Source organism: Rhodovulum imhoffii, assembly GCF_003046545.1.
Classification (GTDB): domain Bacteria; phylum Pseudomonadota; class Alphaproteobacteria; order Rhodobacterales; family Rhodobacteraceae; genus Rhodovulum; species Rhodovulum imhoffii.
Window position 1 is genome coordinate 81,919 of record NZ_QAAA01000001.1, and the last position, 21,116, is coordinate 103,034.

The 21,116-nt window shown below is 62.4% G+C and carries 21 protein-coding genes and 1 pseudogene; 10 read left to right on the forward strand and 12 right to left on the reverse strand.

Annotated features, from left to right (window positions below; translation table 11 throughout):
• Positions 1-23: 23 nt before the first annotated feature.
• On the forward strand, positions 24-416 hold the full coding sequence (locus C8N32_RS00410; RefSeq protein ID WP_107890495.1) for a c-type cytochrome: 393 nt from the start codon (positions 24-26) through the stop codon (positions 414-416).
• Here the strand turns inward: C8N32_RS00410 and parE are convergent.
• A complete protein-coding gene (parE, locus tag C8N32_RS00415) occupies positions 413-2,377 on the reverse strand; it encodes a DNA topoisomerase IV subunit B (protein ID WP_107890496.1) in 1,965 nt (654 codons plus the stop codon). The genes C8N32_RS00410 and parE overlap by 4 nt on opposite strands.
• 360 nt (positions 2,378-2,737) lie before the next feature.
• On the opposite strand from parE, the gene ppk2 reads away from it, so the two are divergent.
• Together ppk2 and C8N32_RS00425 are read left to right on the forward strand one after the other, a co-directional pair.
• Entirely contained in the window at positions 2,738-3,718 is a 981-nt protein-coding gene (gene ppk2 / locus C8N32_RS00420; RefSeq protein WP_107890497.1) for a polyphosphate kinase 2, read from the forward strand.
• A gap of 41 nt (positions 3,719-3,759) precedes the next feature.
• The gene (locus C8N32_RS00425) at positions 3,760-5,118 is read left to right on the forward strand and encodes an MATE family efflux transporter (RefSeq protein WP_107890498.1); all 1,359 of its coding nucleotides are present in this window, start codon (positions 3,760-3,762) and stop codon (positions 5,116-5,118) included.
• Here C8N32_RS00425 and C8N32_RS00430 read toward each other — a convergent pair whose 3' ends face one another.
• The gene (locus C8N32_RS00430) at positions 5,119-5,532 is read right to left on the reverse strand and encodes a hypothetical protein (protein ID WP_107890499.1); all 414 of its coding nucleotides are present in this window, start codon (positions 5,530-5,532) and stop codon (positions 5,119-5,121) included.
• 5 nt (positions 5,533-5,537) lie between these two features.
• Complete coding sequence (locus tag C8N32_RS00435; RefSeq protein WP_107890500.1) at positions 5,538-6,740, reverse strand: pyridoxal phosphate-dependent aminotransferase; 1,203 nt, start codon at positions 6,738-6,740, stop codon at positions 5,538-5,540.
• An 87-nt stretch (positions 6,741-6,827) separates the two neighbouring features.
• On the opposite strand from C8N32_RS00435, the gene C8N32_RS00440 reads away from it, so the two are divergent.
• From C8N32_RS00440 to C8N32_RS00455, 4 genes are all read left to right on the forward strand, one after another.
• A complete protein-coding gene (locus C8N32_RS00440; protein ID WP_107890501.1) occupies positions 6,828-7,235 on the forward strand; it encodes a helix-turn-helix domain-containing protein in 408 nt (135 codons plus the stop codon).
• Positions 7,232-7,495: a succinate dehydrogenase assembly factor 2 gene (locus tag C8N32_RS00445; RefSeq protein ID WP_107890502.1), complete on the forward strand. Its 264-nt coding sequence runs from the start codon at positions 7,232-7,234 to the stop codon at positions 7,493-7,495. The genes C8N32_RS00440 and C8N32_RS00445 overlap by 4 nt, the downstream gene beginning before the upstream one ends.
• Positions 7,496-7,732: 237 nt before the next feature.
• Positions 7,733-9,253, forward strand: coding sequence for a succinyl-CoA:acetate CoA-transferase ScpC (locus tag C8N32_RS00450; protein ID WP_107890503.1), 1,521 nt, complete (start codon positions 7,733-7,735; stop codon positions 9,251-9,253).
• 80 nt (positions 9,254-9,333) lie between these two features.
• A complete protein-coding gene (locus tag C8N32_RS00455; RefSeq protein ID WP_107890504.1) occupies positions 9,334-9,831 on the forward strand; it encodes a MarR family winged helix-turn-helix transcriptional regulator in 498 nt (165 codons plus the stop codon).
• Here C8N32_RS00455 and C8N32_RS00460 read toward each other — a convergent pair.
• Positions 9,828-10,499 carry a DUF1194 domain-containing protein gene (locus C8N32_RS00460; RefSeq protein WP_201132431.1) on the reverse strand — a complete coding sequence of 224 codons (672 nt, stop codon included), beginning with the start codon at positions 10,497-10,499 and terminating at the stop codon, positions 9,828-9,830. The genes C8N32_RS00455 and C8N32_RS00460 overlap by 4 nt on opposite strands.
• A gap of 14 nt (positions 10,500-10,513) precedes the next feature.
• Positions 10,514-10,942, reverse strand: coding sequence for a VOC family protein (locus C8N32_RS00465; RefSeq protein WP_107890506.1), 429 nt, complete (start codon positions 10,940-10,942; stop codon positions 10,514-10,516).
• Positions 10,943-11,052: 110 nt separating this feature from the next.
• Here C8N32_RS00465 and thyX point away from each other — a divergent pair, with 110 nt between their 5' ends.
• On the forward strand, positions 11,053-11,961 hold the full coding sequence (gene thyX, locus C8N32_RS00470; protein ID WP_107890507.1) for an FAD-dependent thymidylate synthase: 909 nt from the start codon (positions 11,053-11,055) through the stop codon (positions 11,959-11,961).
• Positions 11,962-12,001: 40 nt separating this feature from the next.
• On the opposite strand, the gene C8N32_RS00475 is transcribed toward thyX, so the two are convergent.
• On the reverse strand, positions 12,002-12,208 hold the full coding sequence (locus C8N32_RS00475) for a cold-shock protein (RefSeq protein WP_107890508.1): 207 nt from the start codon (positions 12,206-12,208) through the stop codon (positions 12,002-12,004).
• A 210-nt stretch (positions 12,209-12,418) separates the two neighbouring features.
• Here C8N32_RS00475 and C8N32_RS00480 point away from each other — a divergent pair, with 210 nt between their 5' ends.
• Together C8N32_RS00480 and C8N32_RS00485 are read left to right on the forward strand one after the other, a co-directional pair.
• Positions 12,419-12,760: an arsenate reductase family protein gene (locus C8N32_RS00480; RefSeq protein WP_107890509.1), complete on the forward strand. Its 342-nt coding sequence runs from the start codon at positions 12,419-12,421 to the stop codon at positions 12,758-12,760.
• Positions 12,761-12,778: 18 nt separating this feature from the next.
• Positions 12,779-13,134 (forward strand): annotated as a pseudogene (locus C8N32_RS00485) (hypothetical protein).
• Here the strand turns inward: C8N32_RS00485 and C8N32_RS00490 are convergent.
• The 6 genes from C8N32_RS00490 to C8N32_RS00515 all read right to left on the reverse strand — a co-directional run bounded on the left by C8N32_RS00490 (position 13,116) and on the right by C8N32_RS00515 (position 21,061).
• Positions 13,116-13,667, reverse strand: coding sequence for a DoxX family membrane protein (locus C8N32_RS00490; RefSeq protein ID WP_107890510.1), 552 nt, complete (start codon positions 13,665-13,667; stop codon positions 13,116-13,118). The pseudogene C8N32_RS00485 and the gene C8N32_RS00490 sit on opposite strands and share 19 nt — an antisense overlap.
• Positions 13,664-14,404, reverse strand: coding sequence for an HvfC/BufC N-terminal domain-containing protein (locus C8N32_RS00495; protein WP_107890511.1), 741 nt, complete (start codon positions 14,402-14,404; stop codon positions 13,664-13,666). Before C8N32_RS00495 ends, C8N32_RS00490 begins: the two co-directional genes overlap by 4 nt.
• Positions 14,401-15,252 (reverse strand): MNIO family bufferin maturase, encoded by an 852-nt coding sequence (gene bufB / locus C8N32_RS00500; protein WP_107890512.1) that lies wholly within the window; start codon positions 15,250-15,252, stop codon positions 14,401-14,403. Before bufB ends, C8N32_RS00495 begins: the two co-directional genes overlap by 4 nt.
• 47 nt (positions 15,253-15,299) lie before the next feature.
• On the reverse strand, positions 15,300-15,584 hold the full coding sequence (locus C8N32_RS00505) for a BufA1 family periplasmic bufferin-type metallophore (protein ID WP_107890513.1): 285 nt from the start codon (positions 15,582-15,584) through the stop codon (positions 15,300-15,302).
• A 232-nt stretch (positions 15,585-15,816) separates the two neighbouring features.
• Positions 15,817-17,763 (reverse strand): threonine--tRNA ligase, encoded by a 1,947-nt coding sequence (gene thrS / locus C8N32_RS00510; RefSeq protein WP_107890514.1) that lies wholly within the window; start codon positions 17,761-17,763, stop codon positions 15,817-15,819.
• 145 nt (positions 17,764-17,908) lie between these two features.
• Positions 17,909-21,061, reverse strand: coding sequence for a valine--tRNA ligase (locus tag C8N32_RS00515; protein ID WP_107890515.1), 3,153 nt, complete (start codon positions 21,059-21,061; stop codon positions 17,909-17,911).
• Positions 21,062-21,116: the final 55 nt, after the last annotated feature.

The following is a 21,116-nucleotide window of genomic DNA, read 5'->3' on the forward strand; positions in this document are numbered from 1 at the left end:
GTTAAGCTGAATAGGGGCAGGATATGCGGTATTTGGCAGCTATTTTCGGGGTATTGGCGCTCGCGGGTTGTGCGCCCGACAGCCCGCAAACGGGGCGGGCGCTTTATGCGGATCTGTGCGCGGGATGTCACGGCCCGACCGGGCGCGGAGACGGCCCCGCCGCGGCAGGCCTTTCGCCTGTGCCGGCGGACCTGACCACCATTGCCGCGCGGAATGGCGGCGTGTTCCCGATGACAGAGGTCATGGCCACGATCGACGGTTACACCAAGGGGGCGCGCGACAGGGGCTCGATGCCGGCATTCTGGCCGCTTCTGGAAGGGGATACCGTTCTGGTCGAGACAGAGCCGGGTGTGATGACCCCCACGCCCGCGCGCCTGTTGGCGCTGGCGCGTTACCTGGAGCAGCTTCAGGGCTAGATGTCCAGTTCCTCTACGAAACGGGCGTTTTCCTGAATATACTGGAACCGTGTCTCGGGCTTTTTCCCCATCAGGCGTTCAACCAGGTCGGCGGTTTCGCCGGGCGTGTCCTCGTCGATCGTGACGCGGATGAGCTTGCGGCTGACCGGATCCATTGTGGTTTCCTTCAGGTCCTTGGCATCCATCTCGCCCAGGCCCTTGAAGCGGCTGACGTCGATTTTGCCTTTGCCGCCAAGACCCTTTTTCAGCCATGTCTGTTTTTCCGCCTCGTCCTGCGCGTAAACCCGTCTGGCGCCCTGTGTGAGGCGGAAAAGCGGTGGGCAGGCAAGATAAAGGTGCCCCTGATCGATCAACGGGCGCATCTGGGTGAAGAAAAACGTCATCAGCAGGCTGGCGATATGGGCGCCGTCCACATCTGCGTCCGTCATGATGATGATTTTTTCATAGCGCAGATCCTCGATGTTGAAGCGTGTTCCCAGCCCGGTCCCGAGGGCCTGCGTGAGATCGTTGATTTCGGTATTGCTGCCCAGTTTCGAAGAGGCTGCGCCCAGAACGTTGAGAATTTTTCCACGCAGTGGCAGGAGGGCCTGTGTCCGCCTGTCCCGCGCCATCTTGGCGCTGCCGCCGGCGCTGTCACCCTCGACGATGAACAGCTCTGTTCCGTTGCGGCTGCTGGCGGAACAATCCACCAGCTTGCCGGGCAGGCGTAACCGCTTGGTGGCGGATTTGCGCTGGGTTTCCTTTTCGGCCCGTCGGCGCAGGCGTTCCTCGGCCCTGAGGACAAGAAAATCGAGGATCGCGCCCGCGGATTTCGTATCCGATGCCAGCCAGTTGTCGAAATGATCGCGGACTGCGCCTTCGACCATGCGGGCCGCTTCGCTCGTGGCGAGACGGTCCTTGGTCTGGCCGACGAATTCGGGCTCCCGGATGAAGCAACTGACCAGCGCACACCCCCCGGCGATCAGGTCTTCGCGGGTGATGTTGCCGGCTTTGCGGTTGTTCACCAGTTCGCCGTAGGTGCGGATCCCTTTCAGGATGGCGGCCCAGAAGCCCGCCTCGTGGGTGCCGCCTTCGGGCGTGGGAATGGTGTTGCAGTAGGAATGGATGAAGCCGTCGCGCGACGGGGTCCAGTTGATAGCCCATTCCACGCTGCCGGGCCGGGCGAACTTGTCCTGAAAACTTACGCGCCCGGCGAAGGGCTTTTCAGCATAGGTGGCGGCCTTGCCAAGGGTCTCGGTCAGAAAGTCCGAAAGCCCGCCGGGAAAATGGAATGTGGCGTCCTGCGGTGTTTCTCCGTCATCCACGACCGATTTCCAGCGGATTTCCACCCCTGAGAACAGGTAGGCCTTGGACCGTACCATCTTGAACATCCGCGCGGGCTTGAAGCGGTGCTTGCCGAAGATGTCCGGGTCGGCGTGGAAGGTGACCGTCGTGCCCCGGCGGTTAGGGGCGGCCCCGATCTCCTGTACCGGGCCTTGTGGCAGCCCGCGCGAAAACTCCTGCGCGTAAAGCGTGCGGTTCCGGGCGACCTCCACCCGAAGACGGTCCGAAAGTGCGTTGACCACCGAAACGCCCACCCCGTGCAGGCCACCCGATGTCTCGTAAGCCTTGCCCGAAAATTTCCCGCCGGCGTGCAGGGTGCACAAGATCACCTCCAGCGCCGACTTGCCGGGGTATTTGGGGTGGGGGTCAATGGGGATGCCGCGCCCGTTGTCGCGGATGGTGACGGCGTAATCCGCATGCAGTTCCACCTCGATGCGGGAGGCATGGCCCGCGACGGCTTCGTCCATCGCGTTGTCGAGTACCTCTGCCACAAGATGATGCAGCGCCCGTTCGTCCGTCCCGCCGATATACATGCCGGGGCGTTTGCGCACGGGTTCCAACCCCTCGAGAACCTCGATCGAGGAGGCATCGTAGGACTCGGGGAGCGAGGCCCCTGAAAGCAGGTCGTCGGCGGGCATGGCTGCTCGTTTCTTGATTTTTGGTGCGACGTATTAGAGCAGGTGCCGCCCGCCGGGGCAATCGGTTTCACGGGGGCGTACAGGGGATCGGCGTGAAATCCTGCTAATGGGCGTACGGGTGGCCAATGCGTTTGTCGTCCAGCCGGTGCGGCCTGGATGCGGGCGGCAGGATATAGTGGGCGGCCATCAGGGGGAGGGGATAATCCCTGCCGGGTGCAATTTTGCGCGAACGTGTCGCCGGCTTCGCATGTTTGGCGGGCAGGGATCTGGGTCGCGGCGTTTGCAATGATTTGACATCGCTCAATGACGGAATGCCATCCAAATGTTAGAATTAGTAAATTTCCAGTGAAAGGAGTGCCCATGGCCGAGCTTCCTTCGACCCCCCCCGTCAAGCCGACCTCTTCCCCCAAGACCCCGAAACCCAATGGGCAGGCGACCCCCGCAACGGTCGATGCGCCTCCGCGCTGGGCACCTGATCCGGTCAGTATCGCGCATGCGTTCGAGAGTGGCGAATACCCCTATGACAAGAAGCTTTCCCGCCGTTCCTATGAGGCCCAGAAGGCCAAGTTGCAGGCCGAACTTCTCAAGGTTCAGAAATGGGTGGCCGAAACGGGGCAAAAGATCGTGCTTTTGTTCGAAGGGCGTGATGCCGCTGGCAAGGGGGGCACGATCAAGCGATACATGGAGCATCTCAACCCGCGGGAGGCGCGTATTGTCGCCCTGAACAAGCCCTCCGAAAAGGAAAAGGGGGAGTGGTTTTTCCAGCGTTACATCGAACATCTGCCAACCGCGGGTGAGATGGTGTTTTACGACCGGTCCTGGTACAACCGCGCCGGGGTGGAGCGCGTGATGGGGTTTTGCACCCCAAGTGAATATCTGGAATTCATGCGCCAGACGCCCGAACTGGAGCGGATGCTGGTGCGTTCGGGCATTCGCCTGTACAAGTACTGGTTTTCCGTCACGCAGGATGAGCAGCACCGCCGCTTTTCAAGCCGTGAGACCGACCCGCTCAAGCGTTGGAAGCTGAGCCCGGTCGACAAGGCCAGCCTGGACAAGTGGGATGACTATACCGAGGCGAAGGAGGCGATGTTCTTCTACACCGACACTGCCGATGCGCCCTGGACGATCATCAAGTCCAACGACAAGAAACGCGCGCGGTTGAATTGCATGCTGCATTTTCTGAACTCGCTGGACTATCCGGGCAAGGACCTGAAAATCGCCCATGCGCCGGATCCGCTGATCGTTGGCCGGGCCGAACATGTGATCCACAAGTCGGATCATATCCTCGGGAACTCCCTGCATCCGGACTTGCGCAAAACGAGGGAAAAAGAGGGCGGCTGAAGGCTCTTGCCCCGCCGGGGGCGTCGGGCTAAGCGGGGCGCATGCCTGCTTCGGAGACGCCTCTGACCCCGGCGCAGCATCTGCGCGCCATTCTTGTGCTGGGGCTGCCGTTGATCGGCAGCCACCTGGCCCAATTCGCCATCACGGCAACCGATGCGCTGATGCTGGGCCGGTACGATGTGGAGGCGTTGGCCGCCGAGGTTCTGGGCGGGGCGCTGTTTTTCATTTTTTTCATCATGGGGTCGGGGTTTGCCTGGGCGGTGATGCCCATGGTGGCCACTGCCGCCGCCGGAGGTGAAGAGGCGCAGGTGCGTCGCGTCACCCGCATGGGGGTGTGGATTTCGGCGGGGTTTGCGATTGTGACCTTGCCGGTTTTCCTGTTGGCGGAATCGCTGCTTCTTATGGGCGGGCAGGAGCCCCATATCGCCGCGCTGGCGCAGGATTACCTTGGTATCCTTGGCTTTGGCATGTTGCCCGCGCTGGTGGTGATGGTGCTGAAAAGCTACTTCGCCGCGCTGGAACGCACCCGCATTGTCCTGTGGGTGACGCTGGGTGCGGTGGCTCTCAACGTGCTGGGCAATTACGCGCTGATCTTCGGGCGGCTGGGCTTCCCGGAAATGGGCATTCGCGGGGCGGCGATATCCTCGATCGCGGTCCACCTGGTCTCAATGGCGGGGCTGGTGGTTTACGCCAGGGTTGCGACCCCGGAACACGCGTTGTTCCAGCGGCTCTGGCGCCCGGATTGGGAGGCTTTCTTTCGCGTGTTCCGTCTGGGCTGGCCGATCGGGTTGACCAATCTGGCCGAGGTCGGGTTATTCGCGGCATCTTCGGTGATGATGGGCTGGCTTGGGGCGGTGCCGCTGGCCGCGCACGGGATTGCGTTGCAGATTTCTTCGGCCACGTTCATGGTGCATGTGGGATTGTCGAATGTGGCGACGATCCGTGCCGGGCGGGCGCTGGGCCGGGGCTCTGAACAGGATTTGCGCCGGGGTGCGCAGGTCGTAACGGCGGTGTCGATGGCGATGGCGCTGGCGGCGGTCGTTTTGTTTCTGACTCTGCCCGGTTCGCTGATCGGGCTGTTCCTCGATGCGGATGAGCCCCAGCGCGCCGCCCTGATCGCCGCGGGCACCGGGATGCTGGCGGCGGCGGCACTGTTCCAGTTCGCCGATGCCGCGCAGGTGATTGCGCTGGGCCTGTTGCGCGGGGTGCAGGACACGCGTGTACCGTTGGCGATCGCCGCGATCAGTTACTGGCTGGTTGGTGCCCCTTCAAGTTATGCTCTGGGCTTTGGCCTGGGATGGGGTGGGGTCGGTGTCTGGCTGGGGCTGGCCTGCGGTCTGGCGCTGGCCGGTGTCTTCATGATGTCGCGGTTCTGGCTGCGCAGCGTGCGCCATCTCTGATCAGCCTTTGTCGGCGTCCTTTTCCGCCTGCGCGGCGCGTTTGCGGACCAAAACCGTGCGCAGGTCATGCATGGCCAGCAACAGCGTGTCGGTCAAAGCTTCCAGTTCGGCTTCGGTGGCGCGGCTTTGCGCCCAATGGGCGATGGTGTTCAGGTGATCGATCGTTCGGAGGATATCATCGAGGGTGCGCGACTCGATCTGGGTGAGCCGCGCATCCATCCATTTCCCGATCTCGGCCTCGTCGGCTTTCGTCAGCTTGCGTCCGCCCTGTGGTTTGATCTCACCGTTGCGGATATTAACATTGGCCAGCGGTTCGAGGTCCAGCCTGAGGTGGCGGTTTTCCGCGTTGACACGGAAAACCTGGGCCCCGTTCTCCCGCACCCGGAAAAAATATTTCGGGAGGCCGGCGCTCATGACGTTTACTTCAGCCCCGCGCAAAAGGCCTGAATACGGGTGCAGGCCTCCTTCAGCGCCTCGTCCGAGGTTGCGTAGCTGACCCGGAAGTTGGGCGACAGGCCGAAGGCCGCGCCGAACACGACGGCAACGCCTTTTTCCTCCAGAAGTGCGGTGGCGAAGGCCTCGTCATCGGTGATCTTCGTTCCGCCTTCGGAGGTCTTTCCGATGCACCCGGCGATGGACGGGTAGACGTAGAACGCCCCTTCGGGGACCGGGCAGGTGATGCCCCTGGCGGCGTTGAGCATCTCCACCACCATGTCACGGCGGCGCCGGAAGGTGGCGTTGTTGGCGGCGATGAAATCCTGCGGGCCGGTCAGGGCTTCGAGGGCCGCCCACTGCGCGACAGAGCAGGGGTTCGACGTGCTTTGCGACTGGATCTTTCCCATCGCCTTGATCAGGTCCACCGGCCCGGCGGCGTAGCCGATGCGCCAGCCGGTCATGGCATAGGCCTTCGAGACTCCGTTGCAGGTCAGCGTGCGGTCATAGAGGCCAGGCTCCACCTCGGCGGGGGTGCAGAACTCGAAATCGCCGTAGGTGAGTTGTTCATACATGTCGTCGGACATCACCCAGACATGGGGGTGACGCATCAGCACATCGGTCAGGGCCTTCAGTTCGGTCCGGGTGTAGCCCGCCCCGGTCGGGTTGGAGGGCGAGTTGAAGATGAACCATTTGGTTTTCGGCGTGATCGCACCCTCCAGCGCCTCGGCCGTGAGTTTGAAGCCGCTTTCCATCCCGGCCTCGACGATCACGGGCGTTCCGCCGGCCAACAACACCATGTCGGGATAACTGACCCAGTAGGGGGCGGGGACGATGACCTCGTCTCCGGGGTTCAGGGTCGCCATCAGCGCATTGTAAAGCGTCTGCTTGCCGCCCGCGCCCACGGTGACCTGCGCCGGGGTGTAGACCAGCGCGTTGTCACGCCTGAATTTGTCGCAGATGGCCTGCTTCAGTTCCGGCAGGCCGTCCACGGCGGTATACTTGGTTTCGCCCCGGTCGATGGCGGCTTTGGCGGCGGCCTTGATGTTGGCGGGCGTGTCGAAGTCGGGCTCCCCGGCGCCAAGGCCAATCACATCCTTGCCGGCGGCCTTCAGTTCGCGCGCCTTTGTCGTCACCGCGATGGTGGGCGAGGGTTTTACACGCGCGAGTGTCGCAGACAGAAAGGACATGGTCGTCTCCGGTTTGAAAGTGGTTTCGCCATCTTCTAGGGTGGGTCCGTGACCCGATCAAGCGGCTTTGCCGGAAAGGCCCGACCGATGAGCGAAGACATCTCCGCCGGTGGCGGCTGGTATTCCAACGATACCGCAACTTTCGGCGACCGTCTCGCCGGGGCGCGTGAGGCGGTCGGCATGACCCAAAGTGAACTGGCCAAACGCCTCGGCGTCAAGCTGAAGACCATTCGCAATTGGGAAGAAGATCTCAGCGAACCGCGTGCCAACCGGCTCCAGACGCTGGCCGGGGTGATGAACGTTTCGATCATGTGGCTGCTCAGCGGTCGGGGGGAGGGACTGGACGGCCCCGCCGAAGAGGTTGTGCTGAGCCCCGATCTGCGCGAAACCCTTTCGGATATCCGCCAGGTCAAGTCCGAGATCGGACAACTGGCAGACCGCCTTGGGGTATTGGAAAAGCGCCTGCGCCACGCGTTGAAGGAGCACGGGGAATGAACGGAGAATCGCGTGAAGTGCGTCTCAAGCGGATGCGGATGCGGGCCTGGCATCGTGGGACCAAGGAAATGGACCTGATTCTGGGCCGTTTCATCGATGACCGCCTGGGCGGGATGGATGCCGCCACGCTCGACCTTCTGGATGCGCTGATGGAGGAGAACGACCAGGATCTTTACCAGTGGGTTACAGGCCAGTGTCCGGCCCCGGCCCGGTTTTCCGCTCTGGTTGCGCAGGTTGCGGCTCATGCCGGTGTGCGCTGAACGGACGCAAGCCCGAAAATGCAGGGGAATAACCGCCATGCGCTGAATGCAAATGCCAGCTTCCGCCCGTGGCGCAAGGCGTGCGAATTCCTGAAAAACATATAATTTCCGGCACGATACCAGGTGGCGCAACTTTATTCTGCGCCGCAGCGCAAGTCCTTGTTCTGCACTGGTCTTTTCCGTGATCAGGCCGGTATCCTGTGCTGAAAATTTCGCCAGCCACGGAAGGAGACCTGCATGACGGCCTACGAGTCGCGCGTCCGTAACAGCGCCCTGAGAAACCGGGTGAGCAGCGCGGAGGAAGCCGCAGCCATGATCAGGGACGGCATGACGGTTGGCATGAGCGGTTTTACCCGTGCGGGAGAGGCCAAGGCCGTGCCCCTGGCGCTGGCCGAGCGGGCGAGGGCAGAACCGCTCAAGATTACGTTGCTCACCGGGGCCTCTTTGGGCAACGACCTGGACAAGACCCTGGCCGAGGCCCGCGTCCTGGCACGCCGCATGCCGTTTCAGGCCGATCCGGGTTTGCGCCGCGCCATCAACGCGGGGGAGGTGATGTTCATCGACCAGCACCTGTCCGAAACGGTCGAGATGTTGCGGACCGACCAGTTGCCGCCTGTCGACATTGCCGTGGTGGAAGCCGTCGCGATCACCGAGAGTGGCGGCATCGTGCCCACCACATCGGTCGGCAACTCGGCCAGTTTCGCGATTCTGGCGCAAAAGGTGATCGTGGAGATCAACCTCAGCCAGCCTGCCGCGCTGGAGGGGCTGCATGACATCTATATTCCCACCCACCGCCCGACGCGCCTGCCGATTCCCGTCGTCACGCCAGAAAGCCGCGTCGGTATGCCCTTCATTCCTGTCCCGCCCGAAAAGATCGCCGCGATCGTGATTACCGAGAAGAAGGACAGTACCTCCACGATCCACGACCCGGACGACGGGACCCGCCAGATTGCCGGCCACCTGAACGAGTTTCTTCTGGGCGAAGTCCGCAAGGGCCGCCTGGGCCAAAGCCTGCAACCCCTTCAGGCGGGGATCGGCACCATTGCCAACGCGGTGATGCACGGGTTTCTCGACAGCCCGTTTCACGATCTGAAAATGTATTCCGAGGTTTTGCAGGACTCGACCTTCGATCTGTTCGACGCGGGCAAGCTGAATTTTGCCTCCGGGTCGTCCCTGACACTGTCGGAAAATCGCTATCACCGGGTTCTGGAACGGCTGGGCGATTACAAGCACAAGCTGATCCTGCGCCCGCAGGAAATCTCCAACCATCCGGAAGTCGTGCGCCGGCTGGGGATCATCGCCATCAACACGGCGCTGGAATTCGACATTTACGGCAACGTAAATTCCACCCATGTCGCGGGCACACGGATGATGAACGGTATTGGCGGTTCGGGCGATTTTGCGCGCAACAGCTACCTGTCGATTTTCGTCACGAAGTCGCTGGCCAAGGGCGGGGATGTTTCCAGTGTGGTGCCGATGGTTTCGCATGTGGACCACTCCGAACATGACGTGGACATCCTTGTGACCGAGGTCGGGCTGGCGGATCTGCGCGGCCTCGCCCCGCGTGAGCGGGCGCACACGATCATTTCCAACTGTGTTCACAACAGCTACCGTGACGGGCTGCTGGAGTACTATCGCCGGGCCGAGTTGCGCGGCGGACATACCCCCCATATTCTGGAGGAAGCCCTGTCCTGGCATGTGGAGATGGAAAAAACAGGCCGGATGCCCGGTCGGAAACCAGAGACCATTCCCGCCTGACCTGCCTGTAAAGGACTGCTTTAAGACAATTTTCGGAACTTCCGCGCTATCCCGTACTGGCACACAACGCGGAGGTTCCGATGAACGCCTACAGCCCGGTCCCAAGGCAACCCTCCCCCGATTTTCTGGCGGGGCACCTTGAAACCGTTTCACTGATCGAACGGCTTCACCGCCTGTTGCTGGATGTCATCAAGGATGAGTTCGAGCGTCTGGGTGTAATTGATCTCAATCCGGTCCAGGCGCTGATGCTGTTCCACATTGCTGACAAGGAAGTCACCGCGGGGGAGTTGAAATCCCGTGGTTATTATCAGGGCTCGAATGTGTCGTACAATCTCAAGAAACTGGTGGACGCGGGGTACATGCACCACCAGAGATGCGAAGTGGACCGGCGCGCGGTGCGTGTGCGCCTGACGGAGAAGGGGCGCGCCGTCCATCGGGCGATTGGGGAACTCTTCGCCCGCCATGCCGACGGGCTGCGGACCCGGCCTGTCCTGGATCGGGATACGCAGGATACGCTGGTTGCCGGGTTGCGCCGGGTCGAACGGTTCTGGGGGGAACAGATCCGTTATATCTACTAGGGAATCGCCCGGTCGCCGATCCAGCCCAGAACGGGCGGCACCAGTTCCCGCAGCAATTTGCGCTGCATCGCATTTGCAAAGTCGTTGTAATCGCGCGCCTGTTCCACGAAGGCCCCCGGCCCCTTGATGACCTGATCTTGGAAATAGCCCAGAAGGGCGGCGCCGTTTTCTCCGACGCCGATGGCCAGCCCGTTTACGGTGGTGTTTTCCAGCGGGAAATGCGCATAAGCCAGCGCAGGGGGGAAACCGTCATTTGTGATCCCGTCGCCGGAGATATCGAGCGTGCGGAACAGGCAATCCGGCGCGCGGTCAAAAATTTGCGCGGCGTGGCCGATGGCATAGCCCATCGCGGTTGGAAAGTCCTCTGCCCGGCGGGAGGAATGGGCCACCTTCGCCGCCGCTGCACGCAGCGCGGCCGGACTGTCGACAAGGGTCCAGTCCAGTATCGTATGCTGCTGGTATCGTCCGCTCCATTCGTACACCGACAGCGCGACGGGGGTTCCCGGCACAGCCAGGAACGCGCGCTCCACCCTTGGGGTTGTCAGGGCCCGGGCAAGGCCGGCGCGCTGGAGGGCGTCCTCCCGCCCATCGACAGAGGATGAAACGTCAAGCGCCAGAAGCAGCGCCAGGCGACATGCAGCCTCTGCCGGGGCGGGCAGCAGGGCCATCAGCGACAGAAGCCTCACCAATGGCCTGTGTTTTCCATGCTGGCCCAGGGTTCGGCCGGGGACATGGCCTCGCCCATTTGCAGGAGTTCGACGGAGATGTTGTCGGGGCTGCGCACAAAAGCCATCCGCCCGTCACGGGGAGGACGGTTGATCGTGACACCGTTGTTCATCAGGTGCTGGCACATTGCGTAGATGTCTTCGACGGCATAGGCCAGGTGCCCGAAGTGGCGGCTGTCCGAGGGCAGGGCGTCGTCCCCGTCCCAGTTCCAGGTCAGTTCAATGGGGCAATCCTCTTGCCTGGGAGGGGCCATGAAAATCAAACTGAAGCGTCCGGCCTCACTGTCCATCCGGCGGGTTTGTCTCAGGCCGAGCAGTTCGTAAAAGGCAATGGATTTCTCCAGGTCTTTCACCCGAACCATTGTGTGAAGATATTTGATCTGCATTGTGCTTTCTCCTTTTTCCCGGTGTAGCATGGAATGGCAAGACGACGAGAGGGTTGGCGAAGCGGCCCGCGCGGGGTATTTCGAGGCGAACTCAACAGGAAGGATACCCGATGAGCCTGTCGCCGGAACAGCGTGCCGAGATCGAAGCCCAGCGCGCCACCATCGCATCCACCCGGCGCACCGTTGCCAACGGGATGGAGGCGCAGCTTTACACCGCCCACGAAGTCCTGGACCATGGTTTTGTCCGGGTCATCGATTATATGGGCGACGATGCTGCGATTTGTCAGGCGGCGCGGGTCAGCTATGGCAAGGGGACCAGGTCGGTCAGCAATGATGAGGGGCTGATCCGGTACCTGATGCGCCACTGGCATTCGACCCCGTTCGAGATGTGCGAGGTCAAGTTTCACGTCAAACTGCCGGTTTTCGTGGCGCGTCAGTGGATTCGTCACCGTACCGCCAATGTCAACGAATACTCCGCGCGCTACTCGATCCTCGATCGGGAGTTCTATATTCCCGCGCCGGATGCGCTTGCGGCGCAATCGACGGTCAACAACCAGGGGCGGGGTGCGCTTCTGGAGGGCGAAGAGGCCGCGCGCGTGCTTGAGGTGCTGAAAGGCGATGCCGCGCGCTGTTATGACAATTACGAGGCAATGCTCAGCCAGGACGGCCAGAAAGGCCTCGCGCGGGAGCTGGCGCGGATGAATCTGCCAGCCAATATCTACACCCAGTGGTACTGGAAGGTCGATCTGCACAACCTGTTCCATTTCCTCCGCTTGCGCGCGGATATGCACGCGCAATACGAAATCCGCGTCTATGCGGAAACCATCTGCCGGGTCGTGGCCGACTGGGTGCCGCTGGCCTATAAGGCGTTCGAGGATTACAGGTTGGGGGGTGTGGCCCTGTCTGCCACCGGAATGGCCTGTATCCGCCGGATGGTGAACGGCGAAACCGTCACGCAGGAAAATTCCGGCATGTCGAAGGGGGAATGGCGAGAGTTCGAGGCGCTTTTGAACGGGTAAGCGCAAAGCCCCCTGCGCCGTGCGCAGGGGGCAGCAGGGATCAGAGCGCCTGCAGGTCGCCGGCCGATTTGCGACCGTCGCGGCCTTCGATCATCTCGAAGGAAACTTTCTGATTGTCGGCCAAGCCGGTCAGCCCGGCGCGCTCAACGGCCGAGATGTGCACGAACACGTCTTTGCCGCCATCATCAGGCGCGATGAAACCAAAACCTTTGGTGGTGTTGAACCATTTTACGGTGCCGGTGGGCATATCCGCTACTCCTTTAAGTTGCCTACCCGCGGAATTGCGGCAGGTCAGGTCACAGCCAGATCTTCCAAGTCTTCCGGCTGCTCCTGAAGGAGGAGCGGTCGTCATGGTCGTAGGCGTCACGAAATCGACCATGGGGACCGAATCAGATAAAAAGCAAGTGAAAGCTGTGTATACTCTTTTGTCATTTGAAAAATTACATGCAGGGGGACAATGCGCTTCTTTGGCCTAAAGTCTTGCGATACATGCAGAAAAGCAAGGAAATCCCTGTCCCCCCATTACCAGATGCGCATTATTGATGTTCGCGACGACGGTGTAAGCCGTGGCGATCTGGCGCGCTTTTACCAGGTGTTCGGGGATCGGCTTGTCAACCGGCGCTCCACCACATGGCGGGAGATCGACGAAGCCATGCGGTCATCGAACCCGGTGGACCTTTTGGCGGCCTGTCCGACGCTGATGAAGCGTCCGGTGATCGAACATCGGGGCCTGGTCTACCTTGGCTGGGGGCAGGATGTTCAGGCGGCATTGCTTGACAGGATTCAGGCGTCCAAATAACCCGGCAGGAGGTTCCTTATGCGCAACGCAGCCCTTACCCTTGGGGTGATCGCCGGAATGATCGGCTTGATCGTGGGCTTTTCAGCTATGGCTATACGGTCGTCCTCGATGAGTTTGGCGAAATGGGCGATGCCCTGCCCCAGGTCGATAACCCGCAACTGATCCGTGCCGTGGCGCTTGTTTCTCCGATCCTTGCGATTGCCGGGGGGGCCATGGCGCGGGCGCGCAATGTGCCGGCCGGCGTTTTGCTGTTCTTCTCGGCGGCGGGCATGTATTGGGGCTTTGGGTTCAATGTATTCACGATGTTCCCCATCGCGATGGCTGCGCTGGGTGGCTTGCTGGCGATCCTGGCGACTCAACCGGATGCGGCCTGACGGCGCAGCAGCGCATCCACGGAAAACGGCCCGCCCCCTTTCAGGACAAGTATGCCCAATACCACGAGCCACAAAAGCCGCTGGTCAAGGACAGGGCTGTCAGGGATGCGGTCGAACCACGCACCAAGGGTTTCCGGCTGGCCGAGAGCCCCATGCCCGAACACATCCGTCCATGTTTGCACCACCACGAAGCCGATCATTCCCAGCGCTGCCAGCCGTGTTGCCAGACCCAGAAGCAGCAGAAGCGGGAGTACAAATTCGGCCCATGTCCCGACCATCACCACCAGCGTATGGCCGGCATTCAACTGGGTGATGTCGTAGCCCACCGCCTCCATCTTGCGGGGGAAGATCTGGGCATAGGCCCCCAGGGCGGGTTGGAACAACCCGTCCCCCAGCTTGGTCATTGCCGATGCCCAGTAATAGACCAGCAGCGTTGCGACAAACGCCAGCCGGGCGAGCGAGGCGAGGATCGGCGTTGCCAGCGGTTCAAGGGTGTCGAAGGCGGTATCGTGCAGGGTTATCAGGTGTTTCACGGCGCAGGCTCCACAGAGATCAGGGCATGTCCGGCCAGTAACCGGGAAAGAACCGGGGCGGGGGTGAAGCGGGGCGCCTCGGCCTCGCCGGCCAAGACCGCAGCCCCGAGGGGGGCGCCCTCCAGAAGGGTCGCGACGAAGGCCGCCCCACCCGGCGGCAGGGCCTGTGGAACCGGGTCGAATAACGGGCGGCAGATCAGAACATCATGCGTGGCGTCGGAAATGTCCGTCTGGTCCTGATGGGCTTTCCAGATGCGCAAGACAGGCCATCCCGCGCGCAACACCCGTACTGAGGGCGCCAGCCGCAGGATCGCGGTTGGAAGGTTTTGTGCCGGGATTGCCGCCAGAGCTTCGGGGCGTATCGGCTCGGTGTCTGCGGCGTGGTAACTCTCCCTCAGGGCAAGCTCCAGCCGGGCGACGTCGGGCAGGTAGGGCAGGCCCTGCACCGGGGGGAAGCGCTCCAGAAAACCGGGCAGTTGCGCGCCATAAAACATCAGGCGGGGGGAACGCGGTGGATGCGCGCGGGCGAACTCGGCCGCCATGGCTGCGAAGAATTCCTCCCCGACCAGGGCCCGGACCACGGGAAAACCGGTTTCCAGGGCGCGGACGAGGCTGCTGATGATGTTATTGCGGTAGATATCGAACCGCTTTCCGGCCGGTCGGCCTTGCGGGTCCGTCAGGCCGGGTGGAACCGGGCGCTTCGGATCCAGGAGCGCCAGCGTGAATGCGTGGCTCATGGGGTGGCCTGTTGCAGCCGGGCTGCCGCGCGGGCGGCCTCGGCGGACAGTACGGGCCAGTCTGGGATGTCCGTATCCCATTCGATCAGGGTCGGGCAGGGGCCGGTGCGGGTCAGGGCGTGGGTGTAAAGTGCCCAGACCGGGTCGGCCACCGGGGTGCCGTGGCTGTCGATCAGAACAGGGGCGCCGTGTTCGTCTTGGTCGGCGTCGTGCCCGCCGAGGTGGATTTCCCCCACGACATCGACGGGGAACGTGTCGATATACGTGCGGGGGTCGATCTGCTGGTTGGTGGCGGAAACGAAGACATTGTTCACATCCAGAAGCAACCCACAGCCGGTGCGGCGGCTGATCTCGGCCAGGAATTCCGTTTCCGGCATTTCGCTTTCGGCAAAGCGCAGGTAGGTTGAGGGGTTTTCCAGCAGCATTGTGCGGCCCAATGTCTCCTGTACCTCGTCGATATGGGACGCGACGCGGGCCAGCGTGGCATGTGTATACGGCAGTGGCAGGAGATCGTTCAGAAAATGGCTGTCATGGGTGGACCATGCCAGGTGCTCGGAGAAACCGGCGGGGCGCAACCAGTCGACAAGATGAGCCAGCCGCGCAAGGTGATCCTTGTCCAGAGGCCCGTCTCCACCGATGGACAGGCCGACCCCGTGGACGGAAATGGGAAAACGTTCGGCCAGTGCCCGCAACTGCGCAAGCGGGCGGCCGCCGTCGCCCATGTAATTTTCGGCGTGGATTTCCAACCAGCCGACAGGGCCGGGGGTCTCCATCAGGCTGTTGAAATGCTGCGGTTTGAAACCGACGCCCGCACGGGCGGGCAAACTGTTGAAAGGTTGATCAAACATCGGGTCCTCCCAGGGGACATCCCCGGCCCGAAGGCCGGGGAGACGGCTCAGGCGGGGAGGTCGCGGTCAAGCGCTTCAAGCGCGCCCATGCGGCCCTCGGGCAGTTCCATGGTTTCGCAGGTTCCCGCCGGCACAAGCTTCCACGCGTTGCCTTGGTAGTCGACGGTCGACGTACCGGCGCAGGTGGTGCCCGGCCCGGCCGCGCAGTCGTTTTCTCCGGCCAGTGCAACGCCGAAGCATTTTTCCTGTGTTTCCGCCTGTGCGGTCCCGTGGGTTGCCAGGGCGGCGGCAACGGCCCCGGCAAGGGCGAGCGTCTTGGAATGGGTCGTCATGTTGAAGCTCCCTGTTGTGTTTTCAACAATCACAGAAAAGCCGGGGGAGGCGTTCAACTGCCAGTCACAGGGTGGTGTTGCACGGGGCTGTGACGAATTGTAATAATTATAATCTTTTCGCAGCGTGTCCGTAACCGATTGTGCAAAAAAGAGAAACCTTCCTGAGGGGGAAGGTTTCTTGCCAGGTTCATACCCTTCTGAGACCCCTGAATGTTTCAGAAACTCTTACGCATCAGCGCAAATCCGGGGGGGTGGCCTCTGCCCGCAAGCCGGTCACCAGCGTGTCCAGATCCATCACTTCGGTCTGCTTTTGTCCGAGGCGGCGGACGGAAACCGTGCGGTTTTCGACCTCTTTCTGGCCGATGGCCAGAATCACCGGCACCTTTCCGACAGAATGTTCCCGGACCTTGTAGTTGATTTTCTCGTTTCGGGTGTCGGCTTCTGCCCGCACGCCGGCGGCTTTCAATGCGGCGGTGACTTCATGCACATACGCATCCGCATCGGACACGATCGAGGCCACGACGACCTGGCGCGGTGCCAGCCAGAAGGGCAGCCTGCCGGCAAAATTCTCGATGAGGATGCCGATGAAACGTTCAAAACTGCCAAGGATCGCGCGGTGCAGCATGACCGGACGGTGCTTGGCCCCGTCTTCGGCGATATAGGCGGCTTCCAGGCGTTCCGGCAGAACGAAATCCACCTGAAGCGTCCCGCATTGCCAGTCCCGCCCGATGGCGTCGGTCAGCACGAATTCCAGCTTCGGCCCGTAGAACGCCCCTTCTCCGGGGTTCAGGGTGTAAGTGTACCCGGCTGCATCGGTTGCGTTTTTCAGGGCGGTTTCCGCCTTGTCCCAGACGTTATCGCTGCCGGCGCGCATTTCGGGCCGGTCAGAGAACTTGACCTTGAACTCTTCAAACCCGAGGTCCCTGTAAACGGCGCTCAGCATTTCGATGAAGCGGCGGGTTTCTTCCTCGATATGCGCTTCGCGGCAAAAGATGTGCGCGTCGTCCTGGGTGAACCCCCGCACCCGCATGATGCCGTGTAGTGCGCCGGAGGGCTCATACCGGTTGCAGGCACCGAACTCAGCCATGCGCAGGGGCAGTTCCCGGTAGGATTTGAGGCCCTGCTTGAAGATTTCGACATGGCAGGGGCAGTTCATCGGTTTGAGCGCATTGATTGATTTTTCGCGCGCATGTTCTTCATCGACCTCGACGACGAACATGTGCTCCTGGTATTTTTCCCAGTGGCCGGAGGCTTCCCACAGGCGACGGTCCACCACCTGGGGGGTGTTGACCTCGACATAACCGTTCCGATTTTGCTGGCGGCGCATGTAATCTTGCAAAGCCGTGTAGATGTTCCAGCCGTTCGGGTGCCAGAATACCTGTCCGGGGGCCTCTTCCTGCATGTGGAACAGGTCCATCTCGCGGCCGAGGCGGCGATGGTCCCGCTTTTCGGCCTCCTCGAGGAAGGTCAGGTGGTCTTTCAGGTCCTGTCGTGTCCTGAAGGCGACGCCATAAATCCGCTGAAGCATCGGGCGGCTGGACTCTCCGCGCCAGTAGGCCCCGGCCACCTTCATCAGCTTGAAGGCGTCGGCCGGGACCTGGCCGGTGGTCTGGAAATGCGGCCCGCGGCACAGATCCTGCCAGTCGCCGTGCCAGTACATGCGGATCGGCTGTCCTTCGGGGATCATGCCGACCAGTTCCACCTTGTAGGGTTCGTTGGTGTCCTCGTAATGCCTGACGGCGCGGGCGCGGTCCCAGATTTCGGTGGTGACGGGGTCACGCAGGTTGATGATCTCGCGCATCTTCGCCTCGATCGCGCCGAGGTCTTCGGGGGTGAAAGGTTCCTCCCGGTCGAAATCGTAGTAAAAGCCATTCTCGATGACCGGGCCGATGGTAACCTTCACGCCGGGCCACAGTTCCTGTACCGCGCGGGCCATGATGTGGGCACAATCGTGGCGGATGAGTTCCAGCGCCTGCGCGTCATCCTTCATCGTGTGGATGGCGATGGAGGCATTCGCGGTGATGGGCCACTGCATATCCCAATGCGTGCCGCTTACCGTCGCGGAAATGGCCTTTTTCGCCAGGGAGCCGGATATACCTGCCGCCACCTCGGCCGGGGTGACGCCGGCGGGAAAGCTGCGCGATGTACCATCGGGGAATGTCAAGGAAATTTCGGCCATGAATGGCTCCTCGTCGGTTTGGCGCCCACGGAACGCCCGGTTGCGGGTATGGTTGGCAGGTTCTTTCGCGCCGCATGCAAGGTGTGTCAAGGGCGGACGGGAAAAAGGCGCGGGAGAAGCCCGCGCCTTTCAGATGGCGCACCGCTCAGGCGACTTCGGCCAGACGTGCCAGCGCGGCGCGCAGTTTCCCGGCCTCTTCGGCCTTCACCGCGGCAAGGTCACGGGTTTCCTCAACGATGTCTTCGGGCGCGCTTTCAAGGAACCTGGCGTTGTTGAGGCGCCCGTGCAGGCCGCCCAGTTCCTTTTCCAGCCGGGCCAGGGTCTTTTCCAGCCGGGCCTTTTCCGCGGCGACATCGACGATCTCCGCCAGGGGCAGGCCGAAGGTGCCGCCCTCCACCGCGATGGTGATGGCGCCCTTGGGCAGGGTGGCGGATTCGGCCAGGCTGTCGATGCGGGCGAGTCGCTTGATCAGCGTCTCCGAGCGCGCCCATGCGTCGCGCCCGGACTCGTCGAGATCGGTGAACAGGACCGGGATGTGCAACCCCGCCGGCACCCCCATCTGCGCCCGGGCGGAACGGATTTCCTCGATCAGGGTGATGACCCAGTTCATCTCGCGGTCGGCCCCGGCGTCGATCAGCGCCGTGCCGTAGGTGGGCCAGTCCGTGTGCACCAGCATCTTCTGGCGCTGGCCCAGCGTGCCCCAGAGTTCCTCGGTGATGAAGGGCATGATCGGGTGCAGCAGGATCAGGCACTGGTCGAGCACCCAGGCCATGGTGGCGCGGGTTTCCTTTGCAATGGAGGTGTCGTCGGAGGCCAGCAGCGGTTTGGAGAACTCCACGTACCAGTCGCAGACCTTGCCCCAGACAAACGCATAAAGCGCCTGCGCCGCGTCGTTGAAGCGGTAGGTGGCCAGCGCCTCATCCACGGTTTCCCGCAGACGGGCGGTTTCCCCGATGATCCAACGGTTCACGGTGGCCTGTGCCTGGGGCACGGATCCGTCGGGGGCGTGGCCTTCGAACACGCCGTTCATCTCGGCGAAGCGGGCGGCGTTCCACAGTTTGGTCGAGAAGTTGCGGTTGCCCTTGATCTTGTCCACGCTCAGCTTCAGCACCCCGCCGATGGCCGCCATGGATGCGACGGTAAAGCGCAGGGCGTCCGCACCATATTCGTCGATGATTTCCAGCGGGTCGATCACGTTGCCCGTGGTCTTGGACATTTTCTTGCCCTTTTCGTCACGCACGAGCTGGTGCAGGTACACGGTGTGGAAAGGCACCTCTTTCACCACGGCAAGCTGCATCATCATCATTCGGGCCACCCAGAAAAACAGGATGTCGAACCCGGTGATCAGGACGTTGGTGGGGAAGTATTTCTTCAATTCCCCGGTCTGTTCCGGCCAGCCCAGCGTCCCGATGGGCCACAGCCCGGACGAGAACCATGTGTCCAGCACGTCAGGGTCCCGCCAGACGGGGTAGACGAGATGCGTGGGGTCCTGGCTGGCAGTGTAATCGGCCAGAGCGGCGGCGAGGGTGTGGATGGCCTCGGCGCGGTCATGCACCTCGACGATCCGGGAGGCGGAGATCGGTGTCGGCGTATCGGCCAGTTCCTCGCGGAAGGCCGGCATCACGGCCTCGAAATCATGGGCGCAATGCATCACCTCGCCGGTCTGGACCATGCCTTCGCCGATCAGCAGGCGCAACATCTCGACCAGATCGATCGAACCGTCGCCCTCGTCGTCGCGGAATCCCGGGGCGGAAAGGTCCAGCCCATACCACACCGGGATCTGGTGCCCCCACCAAAGCTGGCGGGAGATGCACCACGGTTCGATATTTTCCAGCCAGTGGTAATAGGTCTTCTCTCCCGACTCGGGGATGATCGTCACCTTGCCGGATTTCACCGCGTCCAGCGCCGGGCCGACGACCTTTTGCGCATCGACGAACCACTGGTCGGTGAGCATCGGTTCGATCACGACCCCGGAGCGGTCCCCGAAAGGCTGCATGATCGGCTTGGCCTCGACCAGCGGCACGGCCTTCTCCGCGCCTTCGCTGTCATCCGGCAGCGCGGCCTTTCCAAGGCGCGGATCGTCCGCGCGGGTCGTCATGGTCAGGCCCTCTGCGGTGATTTCTTCCACGACCTTTTCGCGGGCGTCGAACCTGTCCAGCCCGCGCAGATGATCGGGGACGAGGTTGAGCGCGTCGATCTCTCCCTCGGTGAAGGTGCCCCCGCGCGAGATTTCCATCGCGCGCGCGGCGGCCTCGGCATAGGGCAGCCCGTCGTCGCGCATCCGGCCGCGGGTGTCCATCAGGCGGTACATCGGGATGCCGCCGCGCCTGGCCACCTGGTAGTCGTTGAAGTCGTGGGCCCCGGTGATCTTCACCGCGCCGGAGCCAAAGGCCGGGTCCGGATAGGGATCGGTGATAATGGGAATGAGGCGGCGGTGTTCTTTCGGACCCACGGGGATTTCGCACAGCTTGCCGACGATGGGCGCGTAGCGCGCATCGGAGGGATGGACCGCCACAGCGCCATCCCCCAGCATGGTTTCAGGCCGGGTCGTGGCGATGGAGATGTAGTCACGCTCCTCCTCGAAAAGGACGTTACCGTCTTCGTCCTTCTCGACATAGGTATAGCTCTGCCCCCCGGCCAGCGGGTACCTGAAATGCCACATGTGGCCCGCGACCTCGATATTCTCCACCTCGAGATCGGAGATCGCGGTTTCGAAACGCGGATCCCAGTTGACCAGCCGTTTGCCACGGTAGATCAGGCCCTTCTCATACATGTTCACGAAGACCTTGAGGACCGCATCGTGAAAATCGGGGGAGTTTTCGTGCCCGGTGCGCGGATCGCCCGGCGCGCCCGCCATGGTGAAGGCGTTGCGCGACCAGTCGCACGAACAGCCCAGCCGCCGGAGCTGATTGACGATCGTGCCGCCGTACCGGCCCTTCCATTCCCAGACCTTTTCAAGAAAATCCGCACGCCCCATGTCGCGCCGGCCCGGAAGCCCCTGGGCGGCCAGCATCTTTTCCACCTGTAGCTGGGTGGCGATCCCCGCGTGGTCCTGGCCCGGTTGCCATAGCGTGTCAAAGCCGCGCATCCGGTGCCAGCGTACAAGAATATCCTGCAACGTGTTGTTGAAGGCGTGTCCCACATGCAGGGCCCCGGTCACGTTGGGCGGCGGGATCATGATGCAGAAGGTTTCAGCCCGCGAGGCGTTGGCCCCGGCGGTAAAACAACCGGCTTTTTCCCACGCATCGTAGAGGCGGGCCTCGGCCGCGGCGGCGTCGAATGTCTTTTCCATCGGCATCGGGGTGTCCTTCGCATCGGGTATCGGGGGTTGGTCTAGCGAATGCCCGGCCCAA

What these genes read in the sequence shown, in the direction of transcription:
- C8N32_RS00410 (WP_107890495.1), top strand. Translation starts at nt 24, where the DNA reads ATGCGGTATTTGGCAGCTATTTTCGGGGTATTGGCGCTCGCGGGTTGT.
- parE (WP_107890496.1), bottom strand. Translation starts at nt 2,377, where the DNA reads ATGCCCGCCGACGACCTGCTTTCAGGGGCCTCGCTCCCCGAGTCCTAC.
- ppk2 (WP_107890497.1), top strand. Translation starts at nt 2,738, where the DNA reads ATGGCCGAGCTTCCTTCGACCCCCCCCGTCAAGCCGACCTCTTCCCCC.
- C8N32_RS00425 (WP_107890498.1), top strand. Translation starts at nt 3,760, where the DNA reads ATGCCTGCTTCGGAGACGCCTCTGACCCCGGCGCAGCATCTGCGCGCC.
- C8N32_RS00430 (WP_107890499.1), bottom strand. Translation starts at nt 5,532, where the DNA reads ATGAGCGCCGGCCTCCCGAAATATTTTTTCCGGGTGCGGGAGAACGGG.
- C8N32_RS00435 (WP_107890500.1), bottom strand. Translation starts at nt 6,740, where the DNA reads ATGTCCTTTCTGTCTGCGACACTCGCGCGTGTAAAACCCTCGCCCACC.
- C8N32_RS00440 (WP_107890501.1), top strand. Translation starts at nt 6,828, where the DNA reads ATGAGCGAAGACATCTCCGCCGGTGGCGGCTGGTATTCCAACGATACC.
- C8N32_RS00445 (WP_107890502.1), top strand. Translation starts at nt 7,232, where the DNA reads ATGAACGGAGAATCGCGTGAAGTGCGTCTCAAGCGGATGCGGATGCGG.
- C8N32_RS00450 (WP_107890503.1), top strand. Translation starts at nt 7,733, where the DNA reads ATGACGGCCTACGAGTCGCGCGTCCGTAACAGCGCCCTGAGAAACCGG.
- C8N32_RS00455 (WP_107890504.1), top strand. Translation starts at nt 9,334, where the DNA reads ATGAACGCCTACAGCCCGGTCCCAAGGCAACCCTCCCCCGATTTTCTG.
- C8N32_RS00460 (WP_201132431.1), bottom strand. Translation starts at nt 10,499, where the DNA reads ATGGCCCTGCTGCCCGCCCCGGCAGAGGCTGCATGTCGCCTGGCGCTG.
- C8N32_RS00465 (WP_107890506.1), bottom strand. Translation starts at nt 10,942, where the DNA reads ATGCAGATCAAATATCTTCACACAATGGTTCGGGTGAAAGACCTGGAG.
- thyX (WP_107890507.1), top strand. Translation starts at nt 11,053, where the DNA reads ATGAGCCTGTCGCCGGAACAGCGTGCCGAGATCGAAGCCCAGCGCGCC.
- C8N32_RS00475 (WP_107890508.1), bottom strand. Translation starts at nt 12,208, where the DNA reads ATGCCCACCGGCACCGTAAAATGGTTCAACACCACCAAAGGTTTTGGT.
- C8N32_RS00480 (WP_107890509.1), top strand. Translation starts at nt 12,419, where the DNA reads ATGCGCTTCTTTGGCCTAAAGTCTTGCGATACATGCAGAAAAGCAAGG.
- C8N32_RS00495 (WP_107890511.1), bottom strand. Translation starts at nt 14,404, where the DNA reads ATGAGCCACGCATTCACGCTGGCGCTCCTGGATCCGAAGCGCCCGGTT.
- bufB (WP_107890512.1), bottom strand. Translation starts at nt 15,252, where the DNA reads ATGTTTGATCAACCTTTCAACAGTTTGCCCGCCCGTGCGGGCGTCGGT.
- C8N32_RS00505 (WP_107890513.1), bottom strand. Translation starts at nt 15,584, where the DNA reads ATGACGACCCATTCCAAGACGCTCGCCCTTGCCGGGGCCGTTGCCGCC.
- thrS (WP_107890514.1), bottom strand. Translation starts at nt 17,763, where the DNA reads ATGGCCGAAATTTCCTTGACATTCCCCGATGGTACATCGCGCAGCTTT.
- C8N32_RS00515 (WP_107890515.1), bottom strand. Translation starts at nt 21,061, where the DNA reads ATGCCGATGGAAAAGACATTCGACGCCGCCGCGGCCGAGGCCCGCCTC.